Source organism: Enterobacter sp. 2VL, from assembly GCF_005503595.1.
GTDB lineage: Bacteria > Pseudomonadota > Gammaproteobacteria > Enterobacterales > Enterobacteriaceae > Enterobacter > Enterobacter cancerogenus.
Genome location: NZ_SCNE01000006.1, coordinates 179,565 through 203,432 on the forward strand (window position 1 = coordinate 179,565; position 23,868 = coordinate 203,432).

The following is a 23,868-nucleotide window of genomic DNA, read 5'->3' on the forward strand; positions in this document are numbered from 1 at the left end:
GCGGGCATGATGATTACGGGTGCTTTGGTTGCGAGAACGGCGTACTTAACGCGAACAGCGTCATAAAGAAAATTAACGCTTCTGAACTCAGCAATATGACATCCGTCAGGCCATAAAGTAGTAACAGAAGCATGGTGGTTAATAGCAGGCCGTTTCTGTTTCTTAGCGCGTAAACGATAACAGAAACAAACAAAAACAGCAGGATAGCCACGCCTGGAATGCCCTGCAGCGAGTATTTCTCGATAAATTCGTTGTGCAGGTGAATTCGCAAGTACCCGAGAGCAGCCGTTACATCTGAATGACCATCTTTGACATAACTTCGTGTCCACGATTCTCTGCTATCAATAGACTGGCCCAGCGGATGTGCAACGCCGTTAAAGAATCCAACTTTCCACATAGAGAAACGGGCTCCCAGGGACGTCGCATCATGCCCTTTCTGATAATTTGTTAACTCACTTTCTGTTTGTTCAATCTTTGGTGAAATTAAGGGCTTATAACTAACGATTATTATGCCTGCAACGATGCATAAGAAGATTAATAGCGGTTTTAGATGAATTTTTCTGAAATGGAGAAGCGTTAAAACGATAGCCAAAATGAGATAAAGACCCATGGCGGCACGCGTAGCAGTTAATAAAATCAGGACGTAGGAAATTAAGACAACCACTCCCGCCAGAACGTACATCTTTACATTTTTCAGAAGGTAAAGGCTATATACAAAGGCTAATGAAAGCACAGAATAGACATAGGCCGCGATGGTTGGTCGATTAATCGCCATCTCTACGCGATTGATTCCCTGTAAAGCCTGATAAAATCCATAACTTGTCGCGAGTACAAATCCTGTTGCGGTGGCGATCAGAAAATACTTCTGGAAACTTTCTTTTGTAACGTAAAGCTTAAAGCGATCCAGATAAAAAACTAAAATACTTCCAAGGATTAATTTTTTGCACGCACCAAGATAATCACTGTAAACATTGATACCAACATTATGATATTCGTATGCGAAATACCAAATAAGGTTAAGTAATCCCACCAGTAAAATAGGAAGCGCTATACTGAAAGGCCGCCATGTAATTTTTTTATATTCAAAGGCTAAACCGATAATGCTGGCATAGACGGCTATATAAAAAAATTCTCTTTGTTTTCCTGAACTAACCAGTACTAACGCCAAAGAGATAAGGCTCAGCATGAGCGTTAAATGATAAAGTCTTAACTTTATTTTTTCCATAATGCCTCAATAACCCTTTTTTTGTAACTGAAACGAACGTCGCTGGACATGAAAAATGACAAGGAATAAAGTGATTTCACCCGCTGTTTCACAAGTTGTAATTGATGCTCTGACAATAATTTTCGATGATTGCTGTAGATGTCAAACCAGTGACAATGAATAAGATGAGTAAATTGCTGTGGAAACGTTTTTTCCATCTGCATCGTGCATTCAACAAGCGTAGCGATTTTACTGGCGTTAAGTTGGCTCGATAAACTGTTACGACGCTTGATGTAATAATAGTATCCCTGCCGCTGGTAAAATATTTTTTGCGATTGCATCAGCATGCCAGGAAATACGGCAAAATCTTCATAGCAGATCATCGCAGGAATCGGGTTGCTTTGGTAAAGCCTGCGGTGAATGAACTGGCCAATAAGGTGGGCCTGGAAATCTTTATGCTGCAAAAAGCGTTTTATCGCATCCTGTTGAGACAAGGCGACAGGTGAAAACCCCTGCCAGTTGGCGGTGATTTTTCGTAAATCACGAACTTCCAGCAGGCGTGTCAGCACCATATCAGGACGCTGTGCTTTCAGGAACGCCACGGCATCGCTGATACTCCGAGGCTTAAGCTGATCGTCGCTGTCGAGCATGGTGATGTATTCGCCGGATGACAGCGAGACAGCAGCGTTTCGAACACGACCTACGTTGCGATACTCAACTTTCCGCGATATCGCATTCGGAAATTCTGGTAACCACTTCTCAATAATATCTTGCGTGGCATCGTCTGAATGGTCATTAAAGAGAATAACTTCTACCTCATCGCCCGCATCCGCAATTGCATCCCGCAGGCTATGTAGGGTGGCATCCAGTGTATCTTCGGTATTATGCGCTGCAATAATGATGCTGAGAAAAGCCATAAAAATTAATTTCCTTGAGCATCAATGGCATGTTCGGTTGTGCGAGCAGTCGGTAGAGTCGAAATAAAGAGTTTGAGCTGGTGCAGGGATTCTTCGGTTACCGCAAACAACTCTTCTTTTGGCTGGCTGAAGTAGTAGCGTGTTTCAAAGACGTAGGAGTTGATATTGTCGTCGTTGCCAATCAGTAACACATTGCCCAGCGGACGCTGTTCATAGTGGCAGCAAGGTCCGAACAACACCACTACCGGCACGCCGACTGCATCTGCGATATAGATATTCCCGGAATCAGACGCGATGTAGCAATCCATTGTGGAGATTGCCCACGGCAGCTCTTCAAGGGAAATCTTGCCGATGAGGTTGATGAAGTTAGGGATTTCGCCGAACGCACGCGTAATATCGTCCAGCCACTCTTGCTCACTGGGTGCACCAAACACATAAAACTCGCACGGCAGATCGGCGAGCTTATCAACAATACGCTTCCAGATGACCGGCGGGACCGTTTTCGCTTTATTGCCTGCGGCAATACTGATGCCTATACGAATGACGCCGGGTTTATCGAGGACTTCCGGATAAACGGCGGGCTTAAACAGAGGCTTTGTGGCGTGCTTCGGGGAATCTTGCCACGTTAGCGAGCGGTCGGCCAGTTTCAGGTAGTTGGTGACCGACAACGTCTTTTTGCCGTGCTCAACGGTGCCGTCGGCAGTGGCATAGAAAATACCGTGGTACCACCGGCGGGTATAGGTGCTTAAGAATTGTTTATTTTTGGCATTACAGGCGGCGGCGAAAAAGAGATTCACGCTGTTGGGCTGCAGGAGATACACATTGTCATAGTCATTCATGATCCTGCAGGCAAAGCAGAGCTTACGCCACAAATTACGCTTTTGTTGCTCAATAAAAAAAATCTGATCGATAGTGTCATCATGCTTCGCCAGCGCAGCCACGCTTCGGCTGATCAACACATCGCTTTTTTGCAGGTACGCCAGAAGAGGCGTGGCATTAACAAAGTCACCGATTTTGGCTGTCTGAATGACCAGGTTCTTACCCGTGTCTTTGCGAAACAGCTTCCGGATGAGTTTCACCGGGAAAAGTAAAATCAGCAGAAATACGTAACTCATGGGTTAAATATCCCTGTTGGAAAGCCGATGGCTGCTCTGTAAAAATGAAAAAATAGCATCTGCGGTAATGTCTCTCGTCTGCTGAGTAGGGCTGACCATCTGATGTTGGTTTTTACCGTAGCCGCCAATCAGCCCGGGATCGGTGGGTCCGAATAGCGTGATGTTAGGGCGATCCAATGCTGCGGTTAAGTGGCTCAGCCCCGTATCAACGGACACGACAGCCTCCGCACCTGCCAGCTCTGCAGCAACCTTTGCCAGTGTGAGCTTAGGTAACACTTCTACGTGCGAAAAACCTGCCGCTAAACGTTCTGCACGTTGGCGCTCGTGTTCAGCGCCCCAGGGCAGTTTAATATGGATGCCGGTAGGTTGCATTAATTCAATCAATCTTCGCCAGTGCGTTTCCGGCCAGTGTTTATCGTCCCGCGTTGTGGCATGGAGGAATACCACATAAGGCGTCGCACGGTTATCCGCGTCACGCTGGAAATGCTGCGATATCGCATAATCGCCCTGCGTTTCAGGCTTGCTGTAGCCGAGGCTTTTAGCAAACAGCTCCCGGGTGCGTTCCACCGCGTGTTGTTGCTTCGGGATATGATGGCGACGGTTATAGAACAGGCTTGCCAGCGGCTCGCGGGCGGTTTGCCAGTCCATACCGTGCTTTACGCCGTGCGCCAGACGCGTGACCAGCGCGGCGCTTTTCACCAGCCCCTGCGCGTCAATAATGGCGTTGTAGCGCTGAGCCTGCACCGCGTCGCGAAAGGCGTTGCGCTCGGCCTTAACCGGCGCGGAGAACCACGCCTTGCGCCAGCGGCGAATGGCAACCGGGATCACCCGGTCAACCGCGTCATGCCAGGCCGGGATTTGCGCGAAACCCTCTTCCACCACCCAGTCAAAGCGAATGCCGGGAATGGCGCGCGCGGCGTCCGTCAGGGCCGGCAGCGTGTGCAACACGTCGCCCATTGATGAGGTTTTAACGATCAATACCCGCATCCGTTATCCTTCTTCGCTCAGCAGCAGGTCGTTAAGCTCTTCGAGGACGCGCGCGGGCGTGATGTCGATCAGGCTCTGATGATAGCCTTCTGCCGCATCGCCTTTACGCACTTTATGGTAGCCGTCGATCAGGCGAATGACCCGCGCTTTATGCGACAGCGGCGGGGTAAAGTCCGGGCTGCTTGGGCCGTAAAGCGCCACCAGCGGGCGGTTCAGCGCGGCGGCGACGTGCATCAGGCCGGAGTCATTAGTGACCACGGCTTTACAGGCGGCCAGCAGGATCACCGCCTGTTCCAGCTGCGTTTCACCGGCCAGGTTGCGACACCATGCCTGCTGTTCGGTACTGAGCGTGGCGAGAATGTCGTTGCCCGCCTCGTGGTCTTTCGTCGAACCAAACAGGACGATCTGAAAGCCTTCGTCGATCAGCTGTTTCGCCAGTTCCGCGTAGTGATAGTGCGGCCAGCGTTTAGCCGGGCCAAATTCTGCGCCGGGGCAAAAGCCGATCATCGGCCGTTCGGCAGAGAGGTTAAAGGCGTTACAGGTATGGGATTTCTCACCCTCGCTGACCTGCAACTGCGGCCAGAGCAGCGGCTGCGGCAGGTCTTTCGCGCTGCGCATCACGCCCTTGTCGTAGGCCAGCGCCACATAGCGCTCAACCATCAGCGGCCAGGCTTCTTTATCCAGCACGCGCGCGTCGTTCAGCAGGCCGTAGCGCATTTCACCGCGCCAGCCGGTGCGGTGCGGAATGCCCGCGAAGAAAGGCACGAGGGCAGATTTGAATGAGTTAGGCAGCACCCAGGCGCGGTCATAGCGCTTTTCGCGCAGGCTATGACCGAGCTTGCGGCGTTCGCCGATTTCCAGCGCCCCGTGGCCGAGCGGCATCGGGATCGCTTCATTCACTTCCGGCATACGCGATAACAGCGGACGGCACCACGCGGGTGCCATCACGTCGATTATCGCCTGGGGATAGCGCGCCTTGAGCGTGCGATAGAGACTTTGCGACATCATCATGTCGCCCACCCAGGACGGGCCGATCACCAGTATCTTCATGCTTACTTCTTACGCGTCGCGATTCAGCCAGACCATATACTCCGTTACGCCTTCGGCAACGGTCTTGAACGGCTTATCGTAGCCCGCAGCACGCAGGTTAGTCAGATCGGCCTGGGTGAATGCCTGATAGCGGCCTTTCAGTTTTTCCGGGAACGGAATGTACTCCAGGGTGCCTTTCTTATGCCAGGCCAGCGCGGCGTCGGCCACGGCCTGGAAGGATTCGGCGCGGCCCGTGCCCAGGTTGAAGATGCCGGATACGCCGTTTTCCCAGAACCACAGGTTCACGGCCGCGACGTCGCCCACGTAGACGAAGTCACGCTTGAAGCCGTCGCTGCCTTCAAACAGTTTCGGGCTTTCGCCGTTGTTCAACTGGGTATTCAGGTGGAACGCGACGCTCGCCATGCTGCCTTTGTGGCCTTCGCGCGGTCCGTAGACGTTAAAGTAACGGAAGCCAACAATCTGGGAGTTCGCTTCTGGCAGGATCTGACGGACATATTCATCGAACAGGAACTTGGAGTAGCCGTAGACGTTCAGCGGCTGCTCATATTCACGGGATTCGATAAAGTCTGACGTGCGTCCGCCGTAGGTTGCCGCAGATGATGCGTACAGGAACGGGATTTCACGCTCCAGGCAGTAGTGCAGCAACTCTTTGGAGTACTGATAGTTATTGTCCATCATGTACTTGCCGTCCCACTCGGTGGTGGAGGAGCATGCGCCTTCGTGGAAGATGGCTTCGATGTCGCCTAACTCTTCGCCTGCCATAATCTGGATAAGGAAATCTTCTTTATCCATGTAGTCAGCAATGTTCAGATCCACCAGGTTCACAAACTTGGTGCCGTCTTTCAGGTTGTCCACCACCAGGATGTCGGTGATGCCTTTGTCATTGAGGGCCTTAATAATATTGCTGCCGATAAAGCCCGCGCCGCCGGTAACGATGATCATAACTGTAACCTTTGAAGTGTGGAGCCCGGGGACAATCCCGGACGCTAATATTCATATCATATCATTTGTATGGCGACCCTTCAGCCATTCACCGATATGCAGCAGGGTTACGCGTGATTTATGCTGCAAAAACGACAAGAGATACTGCGTCATCTCGTCATCAAGTATAGGTTTGGGTAATATGTGCCGAAATTTGCCGAGTCTGGAGAATTGCAATGCGTGGTGATTTTTACAAACAGTTAAACAGCGACCTGGACACCGCACGTGCGGAAGGGTTGTTCAAAGAAGAACGTATTATCACGTCTGCGCAGCAGGCGGACATCACCGTTGCCGACGGCAGCCACGTGATCAACTTTTGCGCGAACAACTACTTAGGCCTGGCGAATCACCCGGAGCTGATTGCTGCTGCCAAAAATGGCATGGACACCCACGGTTTTGGGATGGCCTCCGTGCGCTTCATCTGCGGTACGCAGGACAGCCACAAGCAGCTTGAGAAAAAGCTGGCGAGCTTCCTTGGGATGGAAGACGCGATTCTGTACTCCTCCTGCTTCGACGCCAACGGCGGGCTGTTTGAGACCCTGCTCGGCGCAGAAGATGCGATTATCTCCGACGCCCTGAACCACGCCTCCATCATCGACGGTGTGCGCCTGTGTAAAGCGAAGCGCTTCCGCTACGCTAACAACGACATGGCCGAGCTGGAAGCGCGCCTGAAAGAGGCGCGTGAAGCCGGTGCCCGCCATGTGCTGATTGCCACCGACGGCGTGTTCTCTATGGACGGCGTGATTGCCAACCTGAAAGGCGTGTGCGACCTGGCAGACAAATACGACGCGCTGGTGATGGTCGATGATTCTCACGCCGTCGGCTTCGTGGGTGAGAATGGCCGTGGCTCGCACGAATACTGTGAGGTGATGGGTCGCGTGGACATCATCACCGGCACGCTGGGCAAAGCGCTCGGCGGCGCGTCCGGCGGCTATACCGCTGCGCGTAAAGAGGTGGTCGAGTGGCTGCGCCAGCGCTCCCGCCCGTATCTGTTCTCCAACTCCCTGGCCCCGGCGATTGTCGCCGCCTCCATTAAGGTGCTGGAGATGGTGGAATCCGGCGCCGAACTGCGCGACCGTCTGTGGTCCAACGCCCGTCTGTTCCGTGAAAAAATGAGTGCCGCAGGTTTCACCCTGGCCGGTGCAGACCACGCGATCATCCCGGTGATGCTGGGCGATGCGGTTGTGGCGCAGAACTTTGCCCGCGAGCTGCAAAAAGAGGGGATTTACGTCACCGGGTTCTTCTTCCCGGTGGTGCCAAAAGGTCAGGCGCGTATCCGCACCCAGATGTCTGCGGCGCATTCACCTGAACAAATTGAGCGTGCGGTGGAAGCCTTTACCCGCATCGGTAAACAGCTGGGCGTCATTGCCTGAGGACGTGTGATGAAAGCGTTATCCAAACTGAAAGCGGAAGAAGGGATTTGGATGACCGACGTGCCGGAGCCGGAAGTCGGTCATAACGATCTGCTGATCAAAATTCGTAAAACCGCCATCTGCGGTACGGACGTTCACATCTACAACTGGGATCAATGGTCACAGAACACCATTCCTGTCCCGATGGTTGTCGGGCACGAATACGTTGGTGAAGTGGTCGGTATCGGCCAGGAAGTTAAAGGCTTCAAAATTGGCGATCGCGTCTCTGGCGAAGGTCATATCACCTGTGGCCACTGTCGTAACTGCCGCGGTGGACGCACCCACTTGTGCCGCAACACCGTGGGCGTGGGTGTCAACCGTCCCGGCTGTTTTGCAGAATACCTGGTGATCCCGGCGTTTAACGCGTTCAAAATTCCGGACAACATCTCTGACGATCTGGCCTCCATCTTCGATCCGTTCGGCAACGCGGTGCATACGGCGCTCTCGTTTGACCTGGTAGGTGAGGACGTGCTGGTATCCGGCGCTGGCCCGATCGGGATTATGGCGGCGGCGGTGGCAAAACACGTGGGTGCACGCAACGTTGTGATCACCGACGTGAATGAGTATCGCCTGTCGCTGGCGCGTAAAATGGGCGTCACCCGCGCGGTGGATGTCTCTAAGGAGAACCTGAACGACGTGATGGCCGAGCTGGGCATGACCGAGGGCTTTGACGTGGGTCTGGAGATGTCCGGTGCGCCACCGGCGTTTCGCACCATGCTCGATACCATGAACCACGGCGGGCGTATTGCAATGCTGGGTATTCCGCCGTCAGATATGTCTATCGACTGGAACAAGGTCATCTTCAAGGGGCTGTTCATCAAAGGCATTTATGGTCGTGAGATGTTTGAAACCTGGTACAAGATGGCGGCGCTGATCCAGTCTGGACTGGATCTGACCCCGATTATCACCCATCACTTCTCTGTCGATGAGTTCCAGAAAGGCTTTGACGCGATGCGTTCCGGCCAGTCCGGTAAAGTCATCCTGAGCTGGGATAAGTAAGAGAAAAGGGGCCTCAGGCCCCTTTTTTACTGTTTCTTTTTCTCTTCGTCCGTCAGGTAGCGCACCTTGCGGGTGTAATCCTGGCCTTTGAATAGCAGTTTGTTATCCGGCGATTCAAGATACTTCTGCCATTCGGAGAGAGGGAAACCACCGTGCGCGCCAATCACCTCTTTTGGCACAACGGCTTCCTGCCCGCCGATCTTCTTGGAGACCGGCCAGTTCATCCAGTCACCCAGATTGACCGTTTTCACATCCAGCATGTCCAGCAGCGCGGCGAGCGGCAACTGATCGGTCGGCGGCTGCGTATCATCCATCAGCTCCCAGGTATCCTGGAACAGCGTCAACCACAGCGGGCAGATGCGTCGCCAGGTCTTTTTGGTGGCGGCAAGGAAGGCGCCGTTAACGTGATCGACCAGATACGGGCGCACCGTCTCTTTGTAATACGCCGGCACTTTCTCCGCGGGTGCGCCGTTGAGTTTGGCGATCATCTTGCCCTGACGGAAGCTGGAGTAGATATGCATGTCGGCCATGCTGATCTCAGGCATCTGAAGTAAATTAAGATCGGAATCGATCATTAACACGCCCTCACCGCGCGCCTGCAGCGGGGCGTTAAGCTTCACCAGACGGCTAAGATAGATTTGCTTGTAGCGATAATGCGCTTCGCGCACGGGAAGCGTGAGCGTGACAACGCGCGTTTTTAGCGGCAGTTCGCCGAAAGCGGACTCTGGCTGATCGCTAACGATAACGATCTCGCTAACGCCGGTGGCATAACGCTCGGCGAAGGTGGCCGACAGTAACGCCTCTTCAACAAAATCTGCGCCGGTGCAGGGGATCACGATGGAATCCACCGTAACATGGCTGCTGCTGACAGGCAGGGAGGCGTAGGGAATGTTGTGTCGCCCGGTGATATGGCGGTAGCGAGCATTCAGGAATTTAAACATGTTCATCTCGTTGGGTTATTGCGCACCAAGGACGGCTTCGACACCGTTAACATAGCTTTCGATTGCATAGGCCTGGCAAACGTTCTCATGCGCAGCCGCAGCCAGCCGGGCGCGCAGGCCAGCATCGTGCCAGATATTCTCCAGATGTTCAGCAAGCAGCGAAACATCACTCCAGGGGAACAGCAAACCTGTCGACCCGTGGTCAATCAGTTCAGCCGTCCCCGTCACCTGCGAGCCAATCACCGGGATCTTGAGCAGCATGGCTTCAAGTACCACGCGCGGTAATCCTTCGCTCTTCGAGGCCAAAATAAAGGCGTCAAACGTGGCGAGGTAATCAAACGGCGTGTTCTGAAAACCGGTGAAAATCACGTTGTGTTCAATACCCAGTTCGCTGGCCTGTGCGGCAAGCGCGCGGCGCTCAGCGCCTTCGCCAACCAGCACCATCTTCCATTTCGCCTCAGGATGCTTGCGACTAAAGGTCGCCAGCGCTTCCAGCGTATGGTGATTCGATTTACGCGGGATCAGCGACCCTATGCTGCCAAACACAAAGGTGTCATCTTCCAGGTGCAGGCGATGGCGCATGGCAAGGCGGTCGGGCAAGGGCTGGTGGATATCGATCGCGTTATTGACGGTTGTACAAAGCTCAGGGCGAACGCCATGCTCCAGCAAAACGCGCTCGACGCCATGCGAGACGGCGATAATTTTATCGGCATGGGCATTTACAAGCTTAACCAGAGGTGGGGTCAGCACGGGTTCAATGCGGCAGTGCTGGATGACGCGCGCCTGCAGTCTGGCGCCCGCCAGATATCCCTCTTCATTGGAGCCGGGCTGATTGTTCATGTACAGCGTATCAAACCCCCCTTCCCTGAAGAGAGCCTCAATGCGGCGGACGTTAGGCTGAATACGCCACAGCGTATCAATGCGGCGCGTAAACGCCACCCGGGCGCTGCGCGAGAAAAACAACAGGCTACGGCCCAGCTCTTTCGCCACCTTCGCCCAGACGGGCTGTTTGCGCTGAGGGATGACGATCAGGGGAATATCGATACCCTTCAGTACCTGCCCAATCGTCTGGCCTTCGGCCCGGCTGTAGTCGCTGTAAAAACAACAGGTAATGTCGAACTTATCGCGATCGATACGCTTTAACAGTTCGAGCATACTGTTGGTGCCTCCGCCCCATTCTTTACCGGTATCAAGGAGCAGGATTTTATATTTTTGCGGCATCTTTCTACCTTAATTGCCTGTCACTGAAGTGTTACTACTCCAGCCCTGCCACTGGTGCTGAACATATTTCACCAGCGTGCTTTGGCTTACGCTTTCCCCGATGACCGTAAAGAAGCGGGTCGCATTGACCGGCTCAAGCGGTTTTTTCGGCGCACAGCTTTTCACGCCGCGGAACGGATTTCGCGGCGCAGGGGCGGTTTGTTGTCCGCCGTTAGGTGTGGACGTATCGACCTGCGGCTCATTGAGCAGATCGCTCGGGCGCACCAGGGTGATATCGGCAGGCAGCGTCGGCAACATTTGCTGCAAAACGCGCACCGTGGACGGATGCGGGTGGCCAATGGCGATCGCCGAGCCATTCCGGCGGGCCAGTTGCACCGCCCGGTTAAACTGTACGCGGATGTCCGCTTCGTTCTGGGTATCGTCCAGGAACACTTTGCGCTTAATCACCTTCACGCCCGTTCCCTGCGCGGCGCGCATGGCCTGGCTGTTGCCAATGGTCATGCTGTCGAGGAAATAGAGATTGTAGCGCTCAAGCGACTGCATAACCTTCAGCATACCGTACAGGCTGGAGGTCATCGCGCTGCCCATATGGTTGTTCAGCCCCACCGCATACGGCACTTTGTTGTAGGCGTCGCGGATGATGCGATCGATCTCATCGCTGCTCATCTCGGGGCGTAAGGTGTCTTTTTCCAGCGGCTGCTTGCTGAGCGGGGCCATGGGCAGGTGGATCAACACCTGATGGCCGCTATTGTGGGCTTTGGTTGCCATCTCCCGCGCGTGTGGCGCATTGGGGAGGACGGCAACAGAGATGGCTGACGGCATCGCCAGCACCTGGTTTTCGTAGTGTGGACGATAACCGAAGTCATCAATCACGATGGCGAGTTTGCCTGCATATACCGGTGCAGCCAGCGCCAGTGCGCTGGCGACGGAGAGAATCAATCGACGAAATTGAAGCAAAACTTATCTTCCCAACCACGGCTGTGGATTGACCGCCTGACCCTGGCGACGAATTTCGAAATAGAGTGACGGGCGGCCCTGACCGCCACTGCTGCCCACAAGGGCGATAGGTTGACCGGCGCGCACCTGAGTGCCGACGCTGACCAGCGCGCTCTGATTGTAGCCGTACAGGCTCATGTCGCCTTTACCGTGCTCCACCACGACCACCAGCCCGTAACCCTGCAGCCAGTCGGCCAGGATCACGCGGCCATCGGCGATGGCTTTCACTTCGCTACCCTCAGACGCACCGATAACGATCCCTTTCCAACGTAGCTCACCCTGCAGCTGTTCGCCATAACGATGGAGGATAGTCCCGCGTACCGGCCAGTAGGCCTGCCCGCGCGGGGAGCCAAGACCACCGGTGCGAGACATCAGGGAGCGTTCGTTTTCAGTGGGTTTGTAGGTAGTGCCTTTACGCGAGGCTTCTTGCTGTTTGTTGCGCACGACCTGGGCCTCACGCGCCTCTTTCTCGGCGCGCGCTTTGGCGGCCGCTTCGGCGCGGGCGATGCTGTTGCGCAGTTTGGATTCGTTGGCACGCATTTCGCTCAGCTGGCTTTGGCCCTGCTGAATGGAGGACTCAAGCCCGGACAGGGTTTTCTTACGCTCGTTGCGCGCCTGCTCCAGCTTCGCCTGCTGGGCCTGCTGTTCGTAAAGCAGCGTCTGCTGCTGGCTTTGCTTCTCTTCCAGCTCGGCTTTCTGGCTGGTGACCTCTTCGCGCGTCTGCTTAAGCTGGGCGATGGTCTCCTGACGGGCCTGGTTTAAATAGCCGAAGTAAGCCTGTAAACGCTGGCCGCGCTGGCTCTCTTCACCGCTGAGGATTAGCTGAAGGCCGGTGTGTTCACCCTGACGGAAGGCCGCATCAAGCTGAGCCGCAAGCGTGCGCTCCTGCGCATCGCGCTGGCGCTCCAGTCGCGCAATCGACGCGTTCATTTCGTCGATCTGCTTATTCAACTGAGCGAGCGTGTTCTGGGTTTCACGTAGCTTACGCGCGGCGGCGGAGATAGCCTCTTCCTGCTTCTTAAGCTGGGCAAGTAAAGCGGCGCGTTGCTGTTGTTGCTGGCGTACCGCGCGCTCTTTGGCGGCGATATCGGCCTGAATAGATTTGAGCTGGTCGCGGTCATCCGCGTGGGCGGACGTGGCGCACAGCAATACGCCAGCGCTGAGCGCGCTGGCGTAAAGCAGAGGTCTGACTGATAGCCGAAGCGGCTTCACGACCCATGTGATTGAAAAAATCGCCTTTCCCCTCATGGGGAGCGATTATTCCACGATGAACAGCGGCTTACCAGTCATCTCTTCAGGGATCGGCATGCCCATCAGCGTCAGCATGGTTGGCGCGATGTCGGAAAGCTTACCGCCTTCCACTGCTTTCACTGATTTATCACCAACATAAATCAATGGAACCGGCAGGTTGGTGTGGGCAGTGTGCGCCTGGCCGGTCGCCGGATCGCGCATCTGCTCTGCGTTACCGTGGTCGGCGGTGATCAGCAGCTGGCCGCCAACGGATTCAACGGCTTTCGCCACCTGCTCAACGCAGTGGTCCAGCGCTTCAACCGCTTTAACCGCCGCGTCCATCACGCCGGTATGACCCACCATATCGCCATTGGGGTAGTTACAGATGATGGTGTCGTACTTGCCGCTTTCGATGGCCGCTACCAGCTTTTCGGTCAGCTCGGCAGAGCTCATTTCTGGCTGCAGATCGTAGGTCGCGACTTTTGGTGAGTTAATCAGAATGCGCTCTTCGCCTTTAAAAGGCTCTTCGACACCGCCGTTAAAGAAGAAGGTGACGTGAGCATATTTCTCGGTTTCGGAGATACGCAGCTGCGTCTTGTCGTTTTTCGCCATCCACTCACCAAAGGTGTTCGCCAGAGATGCAGGCGGATAGGCGCAAGGAGCCTTGATGTCGGCAGCGTATTCGGTCAACTGGATGAAATCGAGAGTCACCACTTTCTTACGGGCGAAACCGTCGAAATCGCTATTCACGAACGCACGGGTGATTTCGCGCGCGCGGTCAGCACGGAAGTTCATGAAGATCAGCGCATCGCCGTCTTCCATCGCCGCATCGGCCTGACCTTCGGCGCGGATCACGGTTGCTTTCACAAACTCGTCGTTTTCATCGCGCGCGTAAGCCGCTTCCAGGCCTTCAACCGCAGTAGCGAACTGGAATTCACCTTTCGCCAGGGTCATCAGGTCATAGGCTTGCTCAACGCGATCCCAGCGGTTGTCGCGGTCCATGGCGTAGTAACGGCCAATGATGGAAGCTACGCGGCCTTTACCCAGCGCGGCGAATTTCGCTTCAAACGCTTCCAGCGAGCCTTTCGCGCTGCGAGGTGGGGTGTCACGGCCGTCGAGGAAAGCGTGCAGATAGATTTTTTCCGCGCCGCGCTCGGCTGCCAGCTCAACCATCGCCATGATGTGGTCTTCGTGGCTGTGAACGCCGCCCGCAGAGAGCAGACCCATGATGTGAACGGCTTTGCCTGACGCGACGGCTTTATCCACGGCACCCGTCAGCGTTGGGTTGGCAAAGAAGGTGCGTTCTTTGATTTCAACATCCAGGCGGGTCAGATCCTGGTAAACGATACGGCCCGCGCCCAGGTTGACGTGTCCAACTTCGGAGTTACCCATCTGGCGATCCGGCAGACCCACTTCCAGGCCTGATGCATCAATCAGGGTATGGGGACGTTTTACCCACAGCGCATCCATGACCGGGGTTTTGGCGTTGAAAATGGCGTTATCCTGGCTGTCCTCGCGATAGCCATAGCCATCCAGAATTACCAGTACCATAGGTTTTTTAGAAACCGACATTGCGACAACCTCATGCTCAAGAGACGAAAAATATGCGTAATTTTACTACAGCTGAATCGATCAAATAGCCGCAGAAGATCAAAGAAAGGAGAGGGGCAAGGCGCTTCTCGGGTCATTTTGAGGCTTTTTTTTCGTGGCATGCCGCAGAAAATCGATTAGCTTATTGTCGCTGGCTGTATTTGCCACAACGCACAGGTATACTCCTGTCCTGGTTTTTTTATCACTTAGTCGGGAGTTGTTACCCCCCATGCAAGAAATTATGCAATTTGTTAGCCGCCACCCGGTTCTGAGCATCGCGTGGATTGGCCTGCTGGCCGCCGTATTGTTCACGACCTTTAAGGGGCTAACGTCTAAAATTAAGGTGATCACCCGGGGTGAAGCCACGCGTCTGATTAACAAAGAAGATGCCGTGGTGGTCGATCTGCGTCAGCGTGATGATTTCCGCAAGGGCCACATCGCCGGTGCGATCAACCTGCTGCCCGCTGAAATCAAAGCCAACAACGTCGGTGAGCTTGATAAGCATAAAGCCCAGCCGATTATCGTTGTTGACGCGACCGGCATGCAGGCGAAGGAATCTGCCAGCCTGCTGCATAAAGCGGGCTTCGAAAACGTCTCTGTGCTGAAAGAAGGTATTTCCGGCTGGAGCGGGGAAAACCTTCCTTTGGTTCGCGGTAAATAAGGAGTTAAGTGATGGCCAATATCGAGATCTACACCAAAGCAACGTGTCCATTCTGCCACCGTGCAAAAGCGCTGCTGAACAGCAAAGGCGTAACCTTCCAGGAACTGCCGATTGATGGTGACGCGATCAAACGCGAAGAGATGATTCAACGTAGTGGTCGCACGACGGTTCCGCAGATTTTTATTGATGCGCAGCACATTGGCGGCTGTGATGACTTGTATGCGCTCGACGCCAGCGGCGGACTCGATCCTCTGCTGCGCTAAGAGACTTTAGGACAATTAAAAAGGGTTTTTCCATGTCAGAACAAAACAACACCGAAATGAGTTTCCAGATCCAGCGTATCTATACCAAAGATGTCTCTTTCGAAGCGCCAAATGCGCCGCACGTTTTCCAGAAAGATTGGCAGCCAGAGGTTAAACTTGATCTTGATACCGCATCCACCCAGCTGGCGGATGACGTGTATGAAGTCGTACTGCGCGTGACCGTGACCGCTTCACTGGGCGAAGAAACTGCATTCCTGTGCGAAGTACAGCAGGGCGGCATCTTCTCCATCGGCGGTATCGAAGGTAACCAGATGGCGCATTGCCTGGGTGCATACTGCCCGAACATCCTGTTCCCGTATGCTCGTGAATGCATCACCAGCCTGGTCTCTCGCGGTACGTTCCCACAACTGAACCTTGCGCCAGTTAACTTTGATGCGCTGTTTATGAACTATCTGCAGCAGCAGTCTGGCGAAGGTGCCGAACAACATCAGGATGCCTGATGAGCACTGTTAATGCTTCAATGACTGTGATCGGTGCCGGCTCATACGGCACCGCTCTTGCTATCACTCTGGCAAGAAATGGTCACGACGTGGTCCTGTGGGGCCACGATCCCAAACATATCGCGACGTTGCAACACGACCGCTGCAATGTGGCGTTTCTTCCGGACGTTCCGTTTCCTGACTCCCTGCACCTCGAAAGCGACCTCGCGACCGCGCTGGCCGCCAGCCGCAACATTCTGATTGTGGTGCCAAGCCATGTCTTTGGCCAGGTGCTGCGTCAGGTTAAGCCGCTGATGCGCCCCGATGCGCGCGTGGTGTGGGCGACGAAAGGGCTGGAAGCCGAAACCGGACGGCTGCTGCAGGACGTTGCCCGCGAAGCGCTGGGCGATGCCATTCCGCTGGCGGTGATTTCCGGGCCGACGTTTGCCAAAGAGCTGGCCGCTGGCCTGCCGACGGCCATCTCGCTGGCCTCAACCGACCAGGCGTTCTCAGACGATCTCCAGCAACTGCTGCACTGCGGCAAGAGCTTCCGCGTGTACAGCAACCCGGATTTCATCGGCGTTCAACTGGGCGGCGCGGTAAAAAACGTGATTGCGATCGGTGCCGGAATGTCAGACGGCATTGGGTTTGGCGCAAACGCCCGTACGGCGCTGATCACCCGTGGCCTGACCGAGATGTCGCGTCTTGGCGCGGCGCTGGGTGCCGACCCGTCCACCTTTATGGGGATGGCCGGTCTGGGCGATCTGGTGCTGACCTGTACCGACAACCAGTCGCGTAACCGCCGCTTTGGCATGATGCTTGGGCAAGGCATGGATGTACAAGGCGCGCAGGAGAAGATTGGTCAGGTGGTGGAAGGTTACCGCAATACGAAAGAAGTCCGCGAGTTGGCACACCGTTTTGGTGTCGAAATGCCAATAACCGAGGAAATTTATCAGGTATTGTATTGCGGAAAAAATGCGCGCGAGGCAGCATTGACCCTGTTAGGTCGTTCGCGCAAGGACGAGCGCAGCAGCAACTAGCCGCAGGGAACCGTTGTCACCCAACGATACGGCCAGCAGAGACTGGCCGATCGTACTATTACGTCTGGAGCAAGCAATGCCGTGTGAAGAACTGGATATCGTCTGGAACAATATTAAAGCCGAAGCGCGAGCTTTAGCTGACTGCGAGCCCATGCTGGCCAGTTTCTACCACGCGACGCTGCTCAAGCACGAAAACCTCGGTAGCGCCCTGAGCTACATGCTCGCCAACAAGCTGGCCTCCTCAATCATGCCGGCTATTGCCATCCGCGAAGTGGTGGAAGAGGCCTATGCCGCCGACCCGGAGATGATCGCCTCTGCCGCCTGCGATATTCAGGCCGTGCGCACGCGCGATCCGGCTGTCGACAAATATTCTACGCCGCTGCTGTACCTTAAGGGCTTCCATGCGCTTCAGGCCTACCGCATCGGCCACTGGTTGTGGAACGAGGGCCGCCGCGCGCTGGCTATCTTTCTGCAAAACCAGGTTTCCGTGACCTTCCAGGTGGATATTCACCCGGCGGCGAAAATTGGCCGTGGGATCATGCTCGATCATGCCACCGGCATCGTGGTGGGTGAAACGGCGGTGATCGAAGATGACGTCTCGATTCTGCAATCGGTGACCCTGGGCGGTACCGGAAAAACCAGCGGCGATCGCCATCCAAAGATCCGTGAAGGGGTGATGATTGGCGCGGGTGCCAAGATCCTCGGCAACATCGAAGTGGGGCGCGGCGCGAAAATCGGCGCGGGTTCCGTGGTGCTGCAGCCCGTTCCACCGCACACCACCGCCGCTGGCGTACCGGCGCGTATCGTCGGTAAGCCAGACAGCGAAAAACCGTCAATGGACATGGATCAGCACTTCAACGGCATTCACCACACCTTCGAGTATGGTGACGGCATCTGAGTCTCTGCCCGGTGGCGCTGCGCTTACCGGGCCTGCCTTAATATCGCGCCGGGATACCCAAGCTGGCGCCACGCTTCATACACCACCACCGACACCGCATTTGACAGGTTCATGCTGCGGCTGTCCGGCATCATCGGAATACGAATTTTTTGCTCGGCAGGCAGGGCGTCCAGAATTGTCGCCGGCAGGCCGCGTGTTTCCGGGCCAAACATCAGATAGTCACCGTCCTGATAGCTTACGGCGCTGTGCGCGGGCGTGCCTTTGGTCGTCAGGGCGAACATGCGCTGTGGTTTTTCCGCGTCCAGGAAGGCAGCGTAATCAGGATGGCGAACCACGGCGGTAAATTCATGGTAATCCAGCCCCGCGCGACGCAGGCGTTTGTCATCCCACGCAAAGCCCATCGGCTCAATGATATGCAGACGAAAGCCCGTGTTGGCACACAGGCGAATGATATTACCGGTATTTGGTGGAATTTCTGGTTCGAATAAAACGATGTTAAGCATGCTGCCCCCTTAATTGCGGGGGCAGAATAGCAGAAAGCAGCGGTCTTACGCGATGCCGGGATCCTGCGACCGGCAGCACAGCATTTTAAAGACCGTAGCCGCGGCGGCCAGCAGCGCGGGCAGGCTCAGGAACATCAGGATGCTGTCCGCGTGCCACTGCAACGAGAGCAGCTGCGCGCTGGTCATCGTGCCCGCCACGCCGCCGAACCGGCCTATCCCCTGCATCCATGCGATGCCGGTTGCACGGCAGTCGGTAGGATAAAACGTGGCGGCCAGCGTCTGCATCCCGGATTGCGCGCCGTTCATGGTGATCCCCATCAGGAAAATAAGCCCGCCAAACAGCACGATGTGGTTGTGCTCCAGCCCCAGCGTAAGAATTAACACCATGGTGATGAAGAACCCGCCCGCCACCACCTTGTGCGCTTCCCAGCGATCCATCATCCAGCCTGCCAGCAGGATCCCGGCGGTGCCGCCGAAGGTAAAGAGCGAGGTGAGCCAGGCGGATTCCGCCAGCGGGTAGCCCATGCCGAGCATCAGCGTCGGCATCCAGCTCAGCAGCACGTAATAAATCACCAGGCCCATGAAATAGGTGACCCAGAGCATCAGCGTGCCGGGAAGCCAGGGCATTGAGAAGAGTTGCGCGACGCTGCCTTTTTTGCGCGCGGCGCGCTCCTCCGCCAGATAAAAACCCGTTACCGCGTCGAGCGGCGCGGCGGCGAAGCGAGCGGCAATGCGCTTGATCTGCATAACGTCTTTACCACGCTGCACCAGATACTTCACCGATTCCGGCAACAGCAGCGCCAGCAGCACGGTGAGCACCAGGGGGGCAATCGCCCCGGCCAACAGTACGCTTTGCCAGCCGTGGTTCGGGATTAGCCAGGACGAAATGGCTCCGCCGCCTGCCGCGCCCAGAGGAAACCCACAGTACATGGTATTAATGGCCCGGGAACGGCAGCGCTGCGGCGCAAACTCTGAAATCAGCGTAATGGCGTTCGGCATCGCCGCGCCCAGGCCAAGGCCGGTGAAAAACCGCCAGATCGTCAGCGAGTTAAGGCTCTGGGCGTAGGCCGTTGCCAGGCTCGAGAGGCCGAAAAAGAGGCAGGAGAAGACCAGCACGCGCTTGCGGCCAATGCGATCGGAAACCGGCCCGGCAATGAGTGCCCCCAGCGACAAACCCAGCAGGGCGGCACTCAGCACGGGGCCAAGATCCTGTTTGGCGATCCCCCACTCCGTCGAGAGCGTCGGGGCGATATAGCCCATCGCGGCGGTATCAAAGCCGTCTATTGCCAGGACCAGAAACCCCAGAACAATCAGCACCCAGTGGAGCCGGGAAAAGGGGCTGTCATCAATCACCTGCTGGATATCCACCTTGCCTGAATACGTCATACGCGACTCTCCGATGTGATGTTTTTTTATGCTGTTGTATTTGCTTGTCTATACAACTGCGATCGGCGCAGAGATGTCAAATTAACTTATCCAAAATGTTATGCGGGTGTTATTTTGCACAAAAAAACGTTCAGCCGGATACCGACTGAACGCGTGAAGTGGAAAGCGCGAAACAGATCAGGCCGCGTTTCCTTGCGACAGCGGAGCCAGCGCGGCGGGTAATTTACTCAGCTCCTGTACCAGCGAATCTTTGCTGATTTCGCTAATCGATTTCGTGCCGGTCAGCGTCATGGCGACTTTCATCTCTTTCTCGATCAGGTCCAGCAGGTTCGCCACGCCCGCCTGGCCGCTGGTGGCCAGGGCATACAGATAAGCCCGACCAAGCAACACGCTGTCAGCGCCGAGAGCGATCATGCGCACCACGTCCAGCCCGTTGCGAATGCCGCTGTCGGCCAGAATAGCGATATCGCCTTTTACCGCATCGGCAATGGCGGGCAGGGCGCGCGCGGAAGAGAGCACTCCGTCGAGCTGACGCCCGCCGTGGTTTGAGACCACAATCCCGTCTGCGCCAAAGCGCACCGCGTCACGGGCATCCTCCGGATCGAGGATCCCCTTGATCACCATCGGGCCGTCCCAGAATTCGCGGATCCACTCCAGGTCTTTCCAGGAGATCGACGGATCGAAGTTATTCTCCAGCCAGCCGATGTAATCCTCCAGCCCGGTCGGTTTGCCCAGATACGCTGAGATGTTCCCCAGATCGTGCGGGCGGCCATTGACCCCCACGTCCCACGCCCACTGCGGATGGGTCACCGCCTGCCAGTAACGGCGCATCGCAGCATTCGGGCCGCTCATGCCGGAGTGGGCGTCGCGGTAGCGCGCGCCCGGCGTGGGCATATCGACGGTAAAGACCAGCGTGGAACAGCCCGCCGCTTTGGCGCGCTCCAGCGCGTTGCGCATAAAGCCGCGATCGCGCAGAACGTACAGCTGGAACCACATTGGGCGTTTGATAGTGGGGGCGACTTCTTCAATCGGACAAACGGAAACGGTGGAAAGCGTAAACGGAATGCCTTTGGCATCCGCCGCCGCTGCCGCCTGGACTTCACCGCGGCGGGCATACATGCCGCACAGGCCAACCGGAGCAAGCGCGACGGGCATGGAGAGCGTTTCGTTAAACAGCTTCGTCTCAAGGCTCAGATCGGACATATTCTTCAGCACGCGCTGGCGCAGAGCCACTTCAGACAGATCTTCCACGTTGCGGCGCAGGGTATATTCGGCATACGCGCCGCCGTCGATATAGTGGAACAGGAACGGCGGCAAAATGCGCTGCGCCGCGGCGCGATAGTCACTGGCTGCTGAAATAATCATGCTTTGTTCTCCCTGGAAATATCGTTGTCGCCAGGCAGACGGGTAATACGCGCCTGTCGGGCCTGATCTTCATCGAAGCGTTTAATGGTGGTATGTACGAAGCTGAGATGCGCCATCATCGCTTTGCGTGCGGCCTCGGCGTCGCCGGCCAGAATGGCGTTAAGCACGGCGTCGTGCTGTTCGGTTAACTGAGCAAAAACGGGCGGGACCAGATACATGCGCTGGCGGCTCTGTTTAACGGAGGATTGCAGCAGGTCAAAGAAGCCGCGCATGGTTTGCAGAAGAACCACGTTGTGCGAGGCTTCGGCAATCGCCAGGTGAAAACGCACGTCCGCCTGGGAAGCGATATCCGGGTCACGGCTTTGTGTCGCCTCAAAGCAGATTTTGAGCTTCTCTTTATCGGCCTCGGTTGCGCGTATCGCGGCATGCCAGGCAGTGCTGGCTTCGATGGCGTGGCGGGCTTCCAGGATATCGAAGCTGTAGTCCGGGTCGTTCTCCATCAGCGTTTTCAGCGGCTGAACGATATTTTGTTCGGACCAGTCGTCATGCTGCCAGCGCACAAAGGTACCGCCGCCGCGACGGCTCAGCAGCACCCCTTCGCTGATCAGCGTCGCCAGCGCCTCGCGCAGTGAATTGCGCGACACACCAAGCTGGGCGGCAAGCTGGCGCTCGGCGGGCAATTTCATGCCCGCCTCCAACTGCTGTTCTTCAATCAGCGCCCGCACGCGAGAGGCAATCTCGTCGGACAGGCGTCTGGGCATCACTATCATGGAATCATCCAGGTTAAGACATAGGCCTGCAGCGTGGTGATCACCCCCACCATGCAGGTAAATATCAGGCTGTGTTTTACGGTAAAGCGGAACAGATCCGACTCTTTCCCTACCAGTCCCACCGCGGCACAGGCAATGGCGATGGACTGCGGCGAAATCATCTTCCCGGTCACACCCCCCGTGGTATTAGCTGCGACAAGCAGGACGTCGGAGACGCCAATCTGCTGTGCCGCCGTCGCCTGCAGGGCCGCAAACAGGGCGTTGGATGAGGTATCCGACCCGGTCAGGAACACCCCCAGCCAGCCGAGGAACGGCGAGAAGAAGGTGAAGGCGTGCCCGGTATGTGCCAGAGCCAGAGCCAGCGTCGACGACAGCCCGGAGTAGTTCGAGATAAACGCGAACGCCAGCACCATCCCGATGGAGTAGATCGGCAGCGCCAGCTCTTTCAGCGTGCTGGCAAACGTCTGTACCGCGGCGGCAGGCTTCATGCGCAGCCACACAATGGAAAGGATAGCGGCAAACAGGATGGCCGTACCGGTAGCGGAGAACCAGTCGAACTTGTAGACCGCCGCATACGGCGTGGCATCGTGAACCACCGGCGGCATGCGGGCGACCATCTTGTCGAGGAACGGTACAGAGATGTTAATCACCATGTCGTACAGCGCGCCGCCCGGGGCGAAGAGGGCTTTAAACGGCGGAATGCTCCACAGCGTTACGGTAGCGGTCAGGAACAGGAACGGCGACCACGCGCGAACAATCTGCCCTGGGGTATACCCCGTACGCGCCAGGGTTTGATCGACCTGGGACGCGCCCATATCGGCAAAGCGGAAAATACGCACCGGCTGCCAGCGTCTGAGGAACAGCGTCAGGCACACCAGCGACACCAGCGAAGAGATAATGTCCGGCAGCTCGGGGCCGAGGAAGTTAGAGCTAAGATACTGGGCGATAGCGAAAGAGCCGCCCGCGACCATCACCGCAGGCCAGGTCTCCTTCACGCCGCGCCAGCCGTCCATAATCGCCATGATCCAGAACAGCACGATAATGGTGAGGAACGGCAGCTGGCGGCCAACCATCTGGCCGATCTCGAAGCTGTCCAGTCCGGTGACCTGCCCGGCGACCAGAATCGGAATCCCCATCGCGCCAAACGCTACCGGCGCGGTGTTCACAATCAGGCACAGGCCAGCGGCATACAGCGGGTTAAAGCCCAGACCGACCAGCAGCGCGGCGGTAATCGCCACCGGCGCACCGAAGCCTGCCGCCCCTTCGAGGAACGCCCCGAACGAGAAACCGACAATCAGCATCTGCAGGCGCTGGTCAGGCGTGATGGAAAGAATCGACGAGCGGATAATGTCGAACTGCCCGGTTTTCACCGAGATTTTATAGACAAACACCGCCGCGATGATGATCCAGGCTATCGGCCACAGGCCGTAGAAAAAGCCATACACGACCGACGCCAGCGCGCGGTCGACCGGCATTTTGTAGAAGAGCAACGCCACCAGCAGGGCGATGGCCACGGTCCAGGTTGCGGCAAGGTAGCCCTTCAGCTTGAGCTTAATCAGCGCGAAGAAGAAGAACAGGATCGGAAGCGATGCGATCAGGCTAGACAGCCAGATATTCCCGGCCGGATCGTAGTTTTGTTGCCAGAGGCTCATGCAGGTCTCCTGAGGACCACACGATCGGTTCGGCGGTGAGTCTGTGCTCATCTCTGCGTCACCGTCAGTGTAAAAGTGGTCCTGCCAATAAGGTGATGTAGGGTTAATGACAACAAATGGTTAATCAAATGTTATGTGTGAGCAATGGTTTTGTGAGCGGTAATGGCAGAAGTGTGAACCAGTGGACAGTCAAAAGGGGGATTGGTTG

At 56.2% G+C, this 23,868-nt stretch carries 23 protein-coding genes; 7 read left to right on the forward strand and 16 right to left on the reverse strand.

The window, feature by feature from the left end:
• Window positions 1-13: 13 nt before the first annotated feature.
• Genes FFS28_RS15735 through rfaD form a run of 6 tightly spaced genes read right to left on the reverse strand, consistent with a single transcriptional unit; the run spans window position 14 to window position 6,215 of the window.
• Window positions 14-1,225, reverse strand: a complete 1,212-nt coding sequence (locus FFS28_RS15735) for an O-antigen ligase family protein (protein WP_137903425.1) — start codon at window positions 1,223-1,225, stop codon at window positions 14-16.
• Entirely contained in the window at window positions 1,213-2,121 is a 909-nt protein-coding gene (locus tag FFS28_RS15740; protein ID WP_137903426.1) for a glycosyltransferase family 2 protein, read from the reverse strand. Before FFS28_RS15740 ends, FFS28_RS15735 begins: the two co-directional genes overlap by 13 nt.
• Window positions 2,122-2,126: 5 nt before the next feature.
• Window positions 2,127-3,236 carry a glycosyltransferase family 9 protein gene (locus FFS28_RS15745; protein ID WP_137903427.1) on the reverse strand — a complete coding sequence of 370 codons (1,110 nt, stop codon included), beginning with the start codon at window positions 3,234-3,236 and terminating at the stop codon, window positions 2,127-2,129.
• A 3-nt stretch (window positions 3,237-3,239) separates the two neighbouring features.
• On the reverse strand, window positions 3,240-4,223 hold the full coding sequence (gene rfaC, locus FFS28_RS15750) for a lipopolysaccharide heptosyltransferase RfaC (RefSeq protein ID WP_137903428.1): 984 nt from the start codon (window positions 4,221-4,223) through the stop codon (window positions 3,240-3,242).
• Between the two features lie 3 nt (window positions 4,224-4,226).
• A complete protein-coding gene (gene rfaF, locus FFS28_RS15755) occupies window positions 4,227-5,273 on the reverse strand; it encodes an ADP-heptose--LPS heptosyltransferase RfaF (RefSeq protein ID WP_101736779.1) in 1,047 nt (348 codons plus the stop codon).
• A gap of 9 nt (window positions 5,274-5,282) precedes the next feature.
• Window positions 5,283-6,215, reverse strand: coding sequence for an ADP-glyceromanno-heptose 6-epimerase (gene rfaD / locus FFS28_RS15760; protein WP_137903429.1), 933 nt, complete (start codon window positions 6,213-6,215; stop codon window positions 5,283-5,285).
• A gap of 215 nt (window positions 6,216-6,430) precedes the next feature.
• Between rfaD and kbl the strand changes: the two genes are divergently transcribed.
• A complete protein-coding gene (gene kbl, locus FFS28_RS15765; protein WP_006177737.1) occupies window positions 6,431-7,627 on the forward strand; it encodes a glycine C-acetyltransferase in 1,197 nt (398 codons plus the stop codon).
• 9 nt (window positions 7,628-7,636) lie between these two features.
• A complete protein-coding gene (gene tdh / locus FFS28_RS15770; RefSeq protein ID WP_006177738.1) occupies window positions 7,637-8,665 on the forward strand; it encodes an L-threonine 3-dehydrogenase in 1,029 nt (342 codons plus the stop codon).
• Between the two features lie 26 nt (window positions 8,666-8,691).
• Here tdh and FFS28_RS15775 read toward each other — a convergent pair whose 3' ends face one another.
• Genes FFS28_RS15775 through gpmM form a run of 5 tightly spaced genes read right to left on the reverse strand, consistent with a single transcriptional unit; the run spans window position 8,692 to window position 14,625 of the window.
• Window positions 8,692-9,606: a hypothetical protein gene (locus FFS28_RS15775; RefSeq protein WP_137903430.1), complete on the reverse strand. Its 915-nt coding sequence runs from the start codon at window positions 9,604-9,606 to the stop codon at window positions 8,692-8,694.
• A gap of 15 nt (window positions 9,607-9,621) precedes the next feature.
• Complete coding sequence (locus tag FFS28_RS15780; protein ID WP_137903431.1) at window positions 9,622-10,827, reverse strand: glycosyltransferase; 1,206 nt, start codon at window positions 10,825-10,827, stop codon at window positions 9,622-9,624.
• A 9-nt stretch (window positions 10,828-10,836) separates the two neighbouring features.
• A complete protein-coding gene (locus FFS28_RS15785; RefSeq protein ID WP_137903432.1) occupies window positions 10,837-11,784 on the reverse strand; it encodes a divergent polysaccharide deacetylase family protein in 948 nt (315 codons plus the stop codon).
• A gap of 3 nt (window positions 11,785-11,787) precedes the next feature.
• Window positions 11,788-13,047, reverse strand: coding sequence for a murein hydrolase activator EnvC (gene envC, locus FFS28_RS15790; protein ID WP_249357442.1), 1,260 nt, complete (start codon window positions 13,045-13,047; stop codon window positions 11,788-11,790).
• A gap of 33 nt (window positions 13,048-13,080) precedes the next feature.
• Entirely contained in the window at window positions 13,081-14,625 is a 1,545-nt protein-coding gene (gene gpmM / locus FFS28_RS15795) for a 2,3-bisphosphoglycerate-independent phosphoglycerate mutase (protein ID WP_137903434.1), read from the reverse strand.
• A 247-nt stretch (window positions 14,626-14,872) separates the two neighbouring features.
• Between gpmM and FFS28_RS15800 the strand changes: the two genes are divergently transcribed.
• The 5 genes from FFS28_RS15800 (at window position 14,873) to cysE (ending at window position 17,984) form a co-directional block, all read left to right on the forward strand.
• On the forward strand, window positions 14,873-15,304 hold the full coding sequence (locus FFS28_RS15800) for a rhodanese-like domain-containing protein (protein ID WP_137903435.1): 432 nt from the start codon (window positions 14,873-14,875) through the stop codon (window positions 15,302-15,304).
• A gap of 11 nt (window positions 15,305-15,315) precedes the next feature.
• Entirely contained in the window at window positions 15,316-15,567 is a 252-nt protein-coding gene (gene grxC, locus FFS28_RS15805; RefSeq protein WP_058610502.1) for a glutaredoxin 3, read from the forward strand.
• Window positions 15,568-15,599: 32 nt separating this feature from the next.
• Window positions 15,600-16,067 carry a protein-export chaperone SecB gene (gene secB, locus FFS28_RS15810; RefSeq protein ID WP_006177747.1) on the forward strand — a complete coding sequence of 156 codons (468 nt, stop codon included), beginning with the start codon at window positions 15,600-15,602 and terminating at the stop codon, window positions 16,065-16,067.
• Window positions 16,067-17,086, forward strand: coding sequence for an NAD(P)H-dependent glycerol-3-phosphate dehydrogenase (gene gpsA, locus FFS28_RS15815; RefSeq protein WP_006177748.1), 1,020 nt, complete (start codon window positions 16,067-16,069; stop codon window positions 17,084-17,086). The genes secB and gpsA overlap by 1 nt, the downstream gene beginning before the upstream one ends.
• 76 nt (window positions 17,087-17,162) lie before the next feature.
• Window positions 17,163-17,984: a serine O-acetyltransferase gene (gene cysE, locus FFS28_RS15820; RefSeq protein ID WP_006177749.1), complete on the forward strand. Its 822-nt coding sequence runs from the start codon at window positions 17,163-17,165 to the stop codon at window positions 17,982-17,984.
• A 23-nt stretch (window positions 17,985-18,007) separates the two neighbouring features.
• Here cysE and trmL read toward each other — a convergent pair whose 3' ends face one another.
• The 5 genes from trmL to lldP form a co-directional block, all read right to left on the reverse strand.
• Entirely contained in the window at window positions 18,008-18,487 is a 480-nt protein-coding gene (trmL, locus tag FFS28_RS15825) for a tRNA (uridine(34)/cytosine(34)/5-carboxymethylaminomethyluridine(34)-2'-O)-methyltransferase TrmL (RefSeq protein ID WP_006177750.1), read from the reverse strand.
• A gap of 45 nt (window positions 18,488-18,532) precedes the next feature.
• Window positions 18,533-19,873 carry an MFS transporter gene (locus tag FFS28_RS15830; RefSeq protein ID WP_137903436.1) on the reverse strand — a complete coding sequence of 447 codons (1,341 nt, stop codon included), beginning with the start codon at window positions 19,871-19,873 and terminating at the stop codon, window positions 18,533-18,535.
• A gap of 177 nt (window positions 19,874-20,050) precedes the next feature.
• A complete protein-coding gene (gene lldD, locus FFS28_RS15835) occupies window positions 20,051-21,238 on the reverse strand; it encodes an FMN-dependent L-lactate dehydrogenase LldD (protein WP_137903437.1) in 1,188 nt (395 codons plus the stop codon).
• Window positions 21,235-22,008, reverse strand: a complete 774-nt coding sequence (lldR, locus tag FFS28_RS15840; RefSeq protein ID WP_137903438.1) for a transcriptional regulator LldR — start codon at window positions 22,006-22,008, stop codon at window positions 21,235-21,237. Before lldR ends, lldD begins: the two co-directional genes overlap by 4 nt.
• On the reverse strand, window positions 22,005-23,660 hold the full coding sequence (gene lldP, locus FFS28_RS15845) for an L-lactate permease (RefSeq protein WP_058610503.1): 1,656 nt from the start codon (window positions 23,658-23,660) through the stop codon (window positions 22,005-22,007). Before lldP ends, lldR begins: the two co-directional genes overlap by 4 nt.
• Window positions 23,661-23,868: the final 208 nt, after the last annotated feature.

Coding starts and splice junctions, on each gene's coding strand:
- FFS28_RS15735 (WP_137903425.1), bottom strand. CDS start 1,225: ATGGAAAAAATAAAGTTAAGACTTTATCATTTAACGCTCATGCTGAGC.
- FFS28_RS15740 (WP_137903426.1), bottom strand. CDS start 2,121: ATGGCTTTTCTCAGCATCATTATTGCAGCGCATAATACCGAAGATACA.
- FFS28_RS15745 (WP_137903427.1), bottom strand. CDS start 3,236: ATGAGTTACGTATTTCTGCTGATTTTACTTTTCCCGGTGAAACTCATC.
- rfaC (WP_137903428.1), bottom strand. CDS start 4,223: ATGCGGGTATTGATCGTTAAAACCTCATCAATGGGCGACGTGTTGCAC.
- rfaF (WP_101736779.1), bottom strand. CDS start 5,273: ATGAAGATACTGGTGATCGGCCCGTCCTGGGTGGGCGACATGATGATG.
- rfaD (WP_137903429.1), bottom strand. CDS start 6,215: ATGATCATCGTTACCGGCGGCGCGGGCTTTATCGGCAGCAATATTATT.
- kbl (WP_006177737.1), top strand. CDS start 6,431: ATGCGTGGTGATTTTTACAAACAGTTAAACAGCGACCTGGACACCGCA.
- tdh (WP_006177738.1), top strand. CDS start 7,637: ATGAAAGCGTTATCCAAACTGAAAGCGGAAGAAGGGATTTGGATGACC.
- FFS28_RS15775 (WP_137903430.1), bottom strand. CDS start 9,606: ATGTTTAAATTCCTGAATGCTCGCTACCGCCATATCACCGGGCGACAC.
- FFS28_RS15780 (WP_137903431.1), bottom strand. CDS start 10,827: ATGCCGCAAAAATATAAAATCCTGCTCCTTGATACCGGTAAAGAATGG.
- gpmM (WP_137903434.1), bottom strand. CDS start 14,625: ATGTCGGTTTCTAAAAAACCTATGGTACTGGTAATTCTGGATGGCTAT.
- FFS28_RS15800 (WP_137903435.1), top strand. CDS start 14,873: ATGCAAGAAATTATGCAATTTGTTAGCCGCCACCCGGTTCTGAGCATC.
- grxC (WP_058610502.1), top strand. CDS start 15,316: ATGGCCAATATCGAGATCTACACCAAAGCAACGTGTCCATTCTGCCAC.
- secB (WP_006177747.1), top strand. CDS start 15,600: ATGTCAGAACAAAACAACACCGAAATGAGTTTCCAGATCCAGCGTATC.
- gpsA (WP_006177748.1), top strand. CDS start 16,067: ATGAGCACTGTTAATGCTTCAATGACTGTGATCGGTGCCGGCTCATAC.
- cysE (WP_006177749.1), top strand. CDS start 17,163: ATGCCGTGTGAAGAACTGGATATCGTCTGGAACAATATTAAAGCCGAA.
- trmL (WP_006177750.1), bottom strand. CDS start 18,487: ATGCTTAACATCGTTTTATTCGAACCAGAAATTCCACCAAATACCGGT.
- FFS28_RS15830 (WP_137903436.1), bottom strand. CDS start 19,873: ATGACGTATTCAGGCAAGGTGGATATCCAGCAGGTGATTGATGACAGC.
- lldD (WP_137903437.1), bottom strand. CDS start 21,238: ATGATTATTTCAGCAGCCAGTGACTATCGCGCCGCGGCGCAGCGCATT.
- lldR (WP_137903438.1), bottom strand. CDS start 22,008: ATGATAGTGATGCCCAGACGCCTGTCCGACGAGATTGCCTCTCGCGTG.
- lldP (WP_058610503.1), bottom strand. CDS start 23,660: ATGAGCCTCTGGCAACAAAACTACGATCCGGCCGGGAATATCTGGCTG.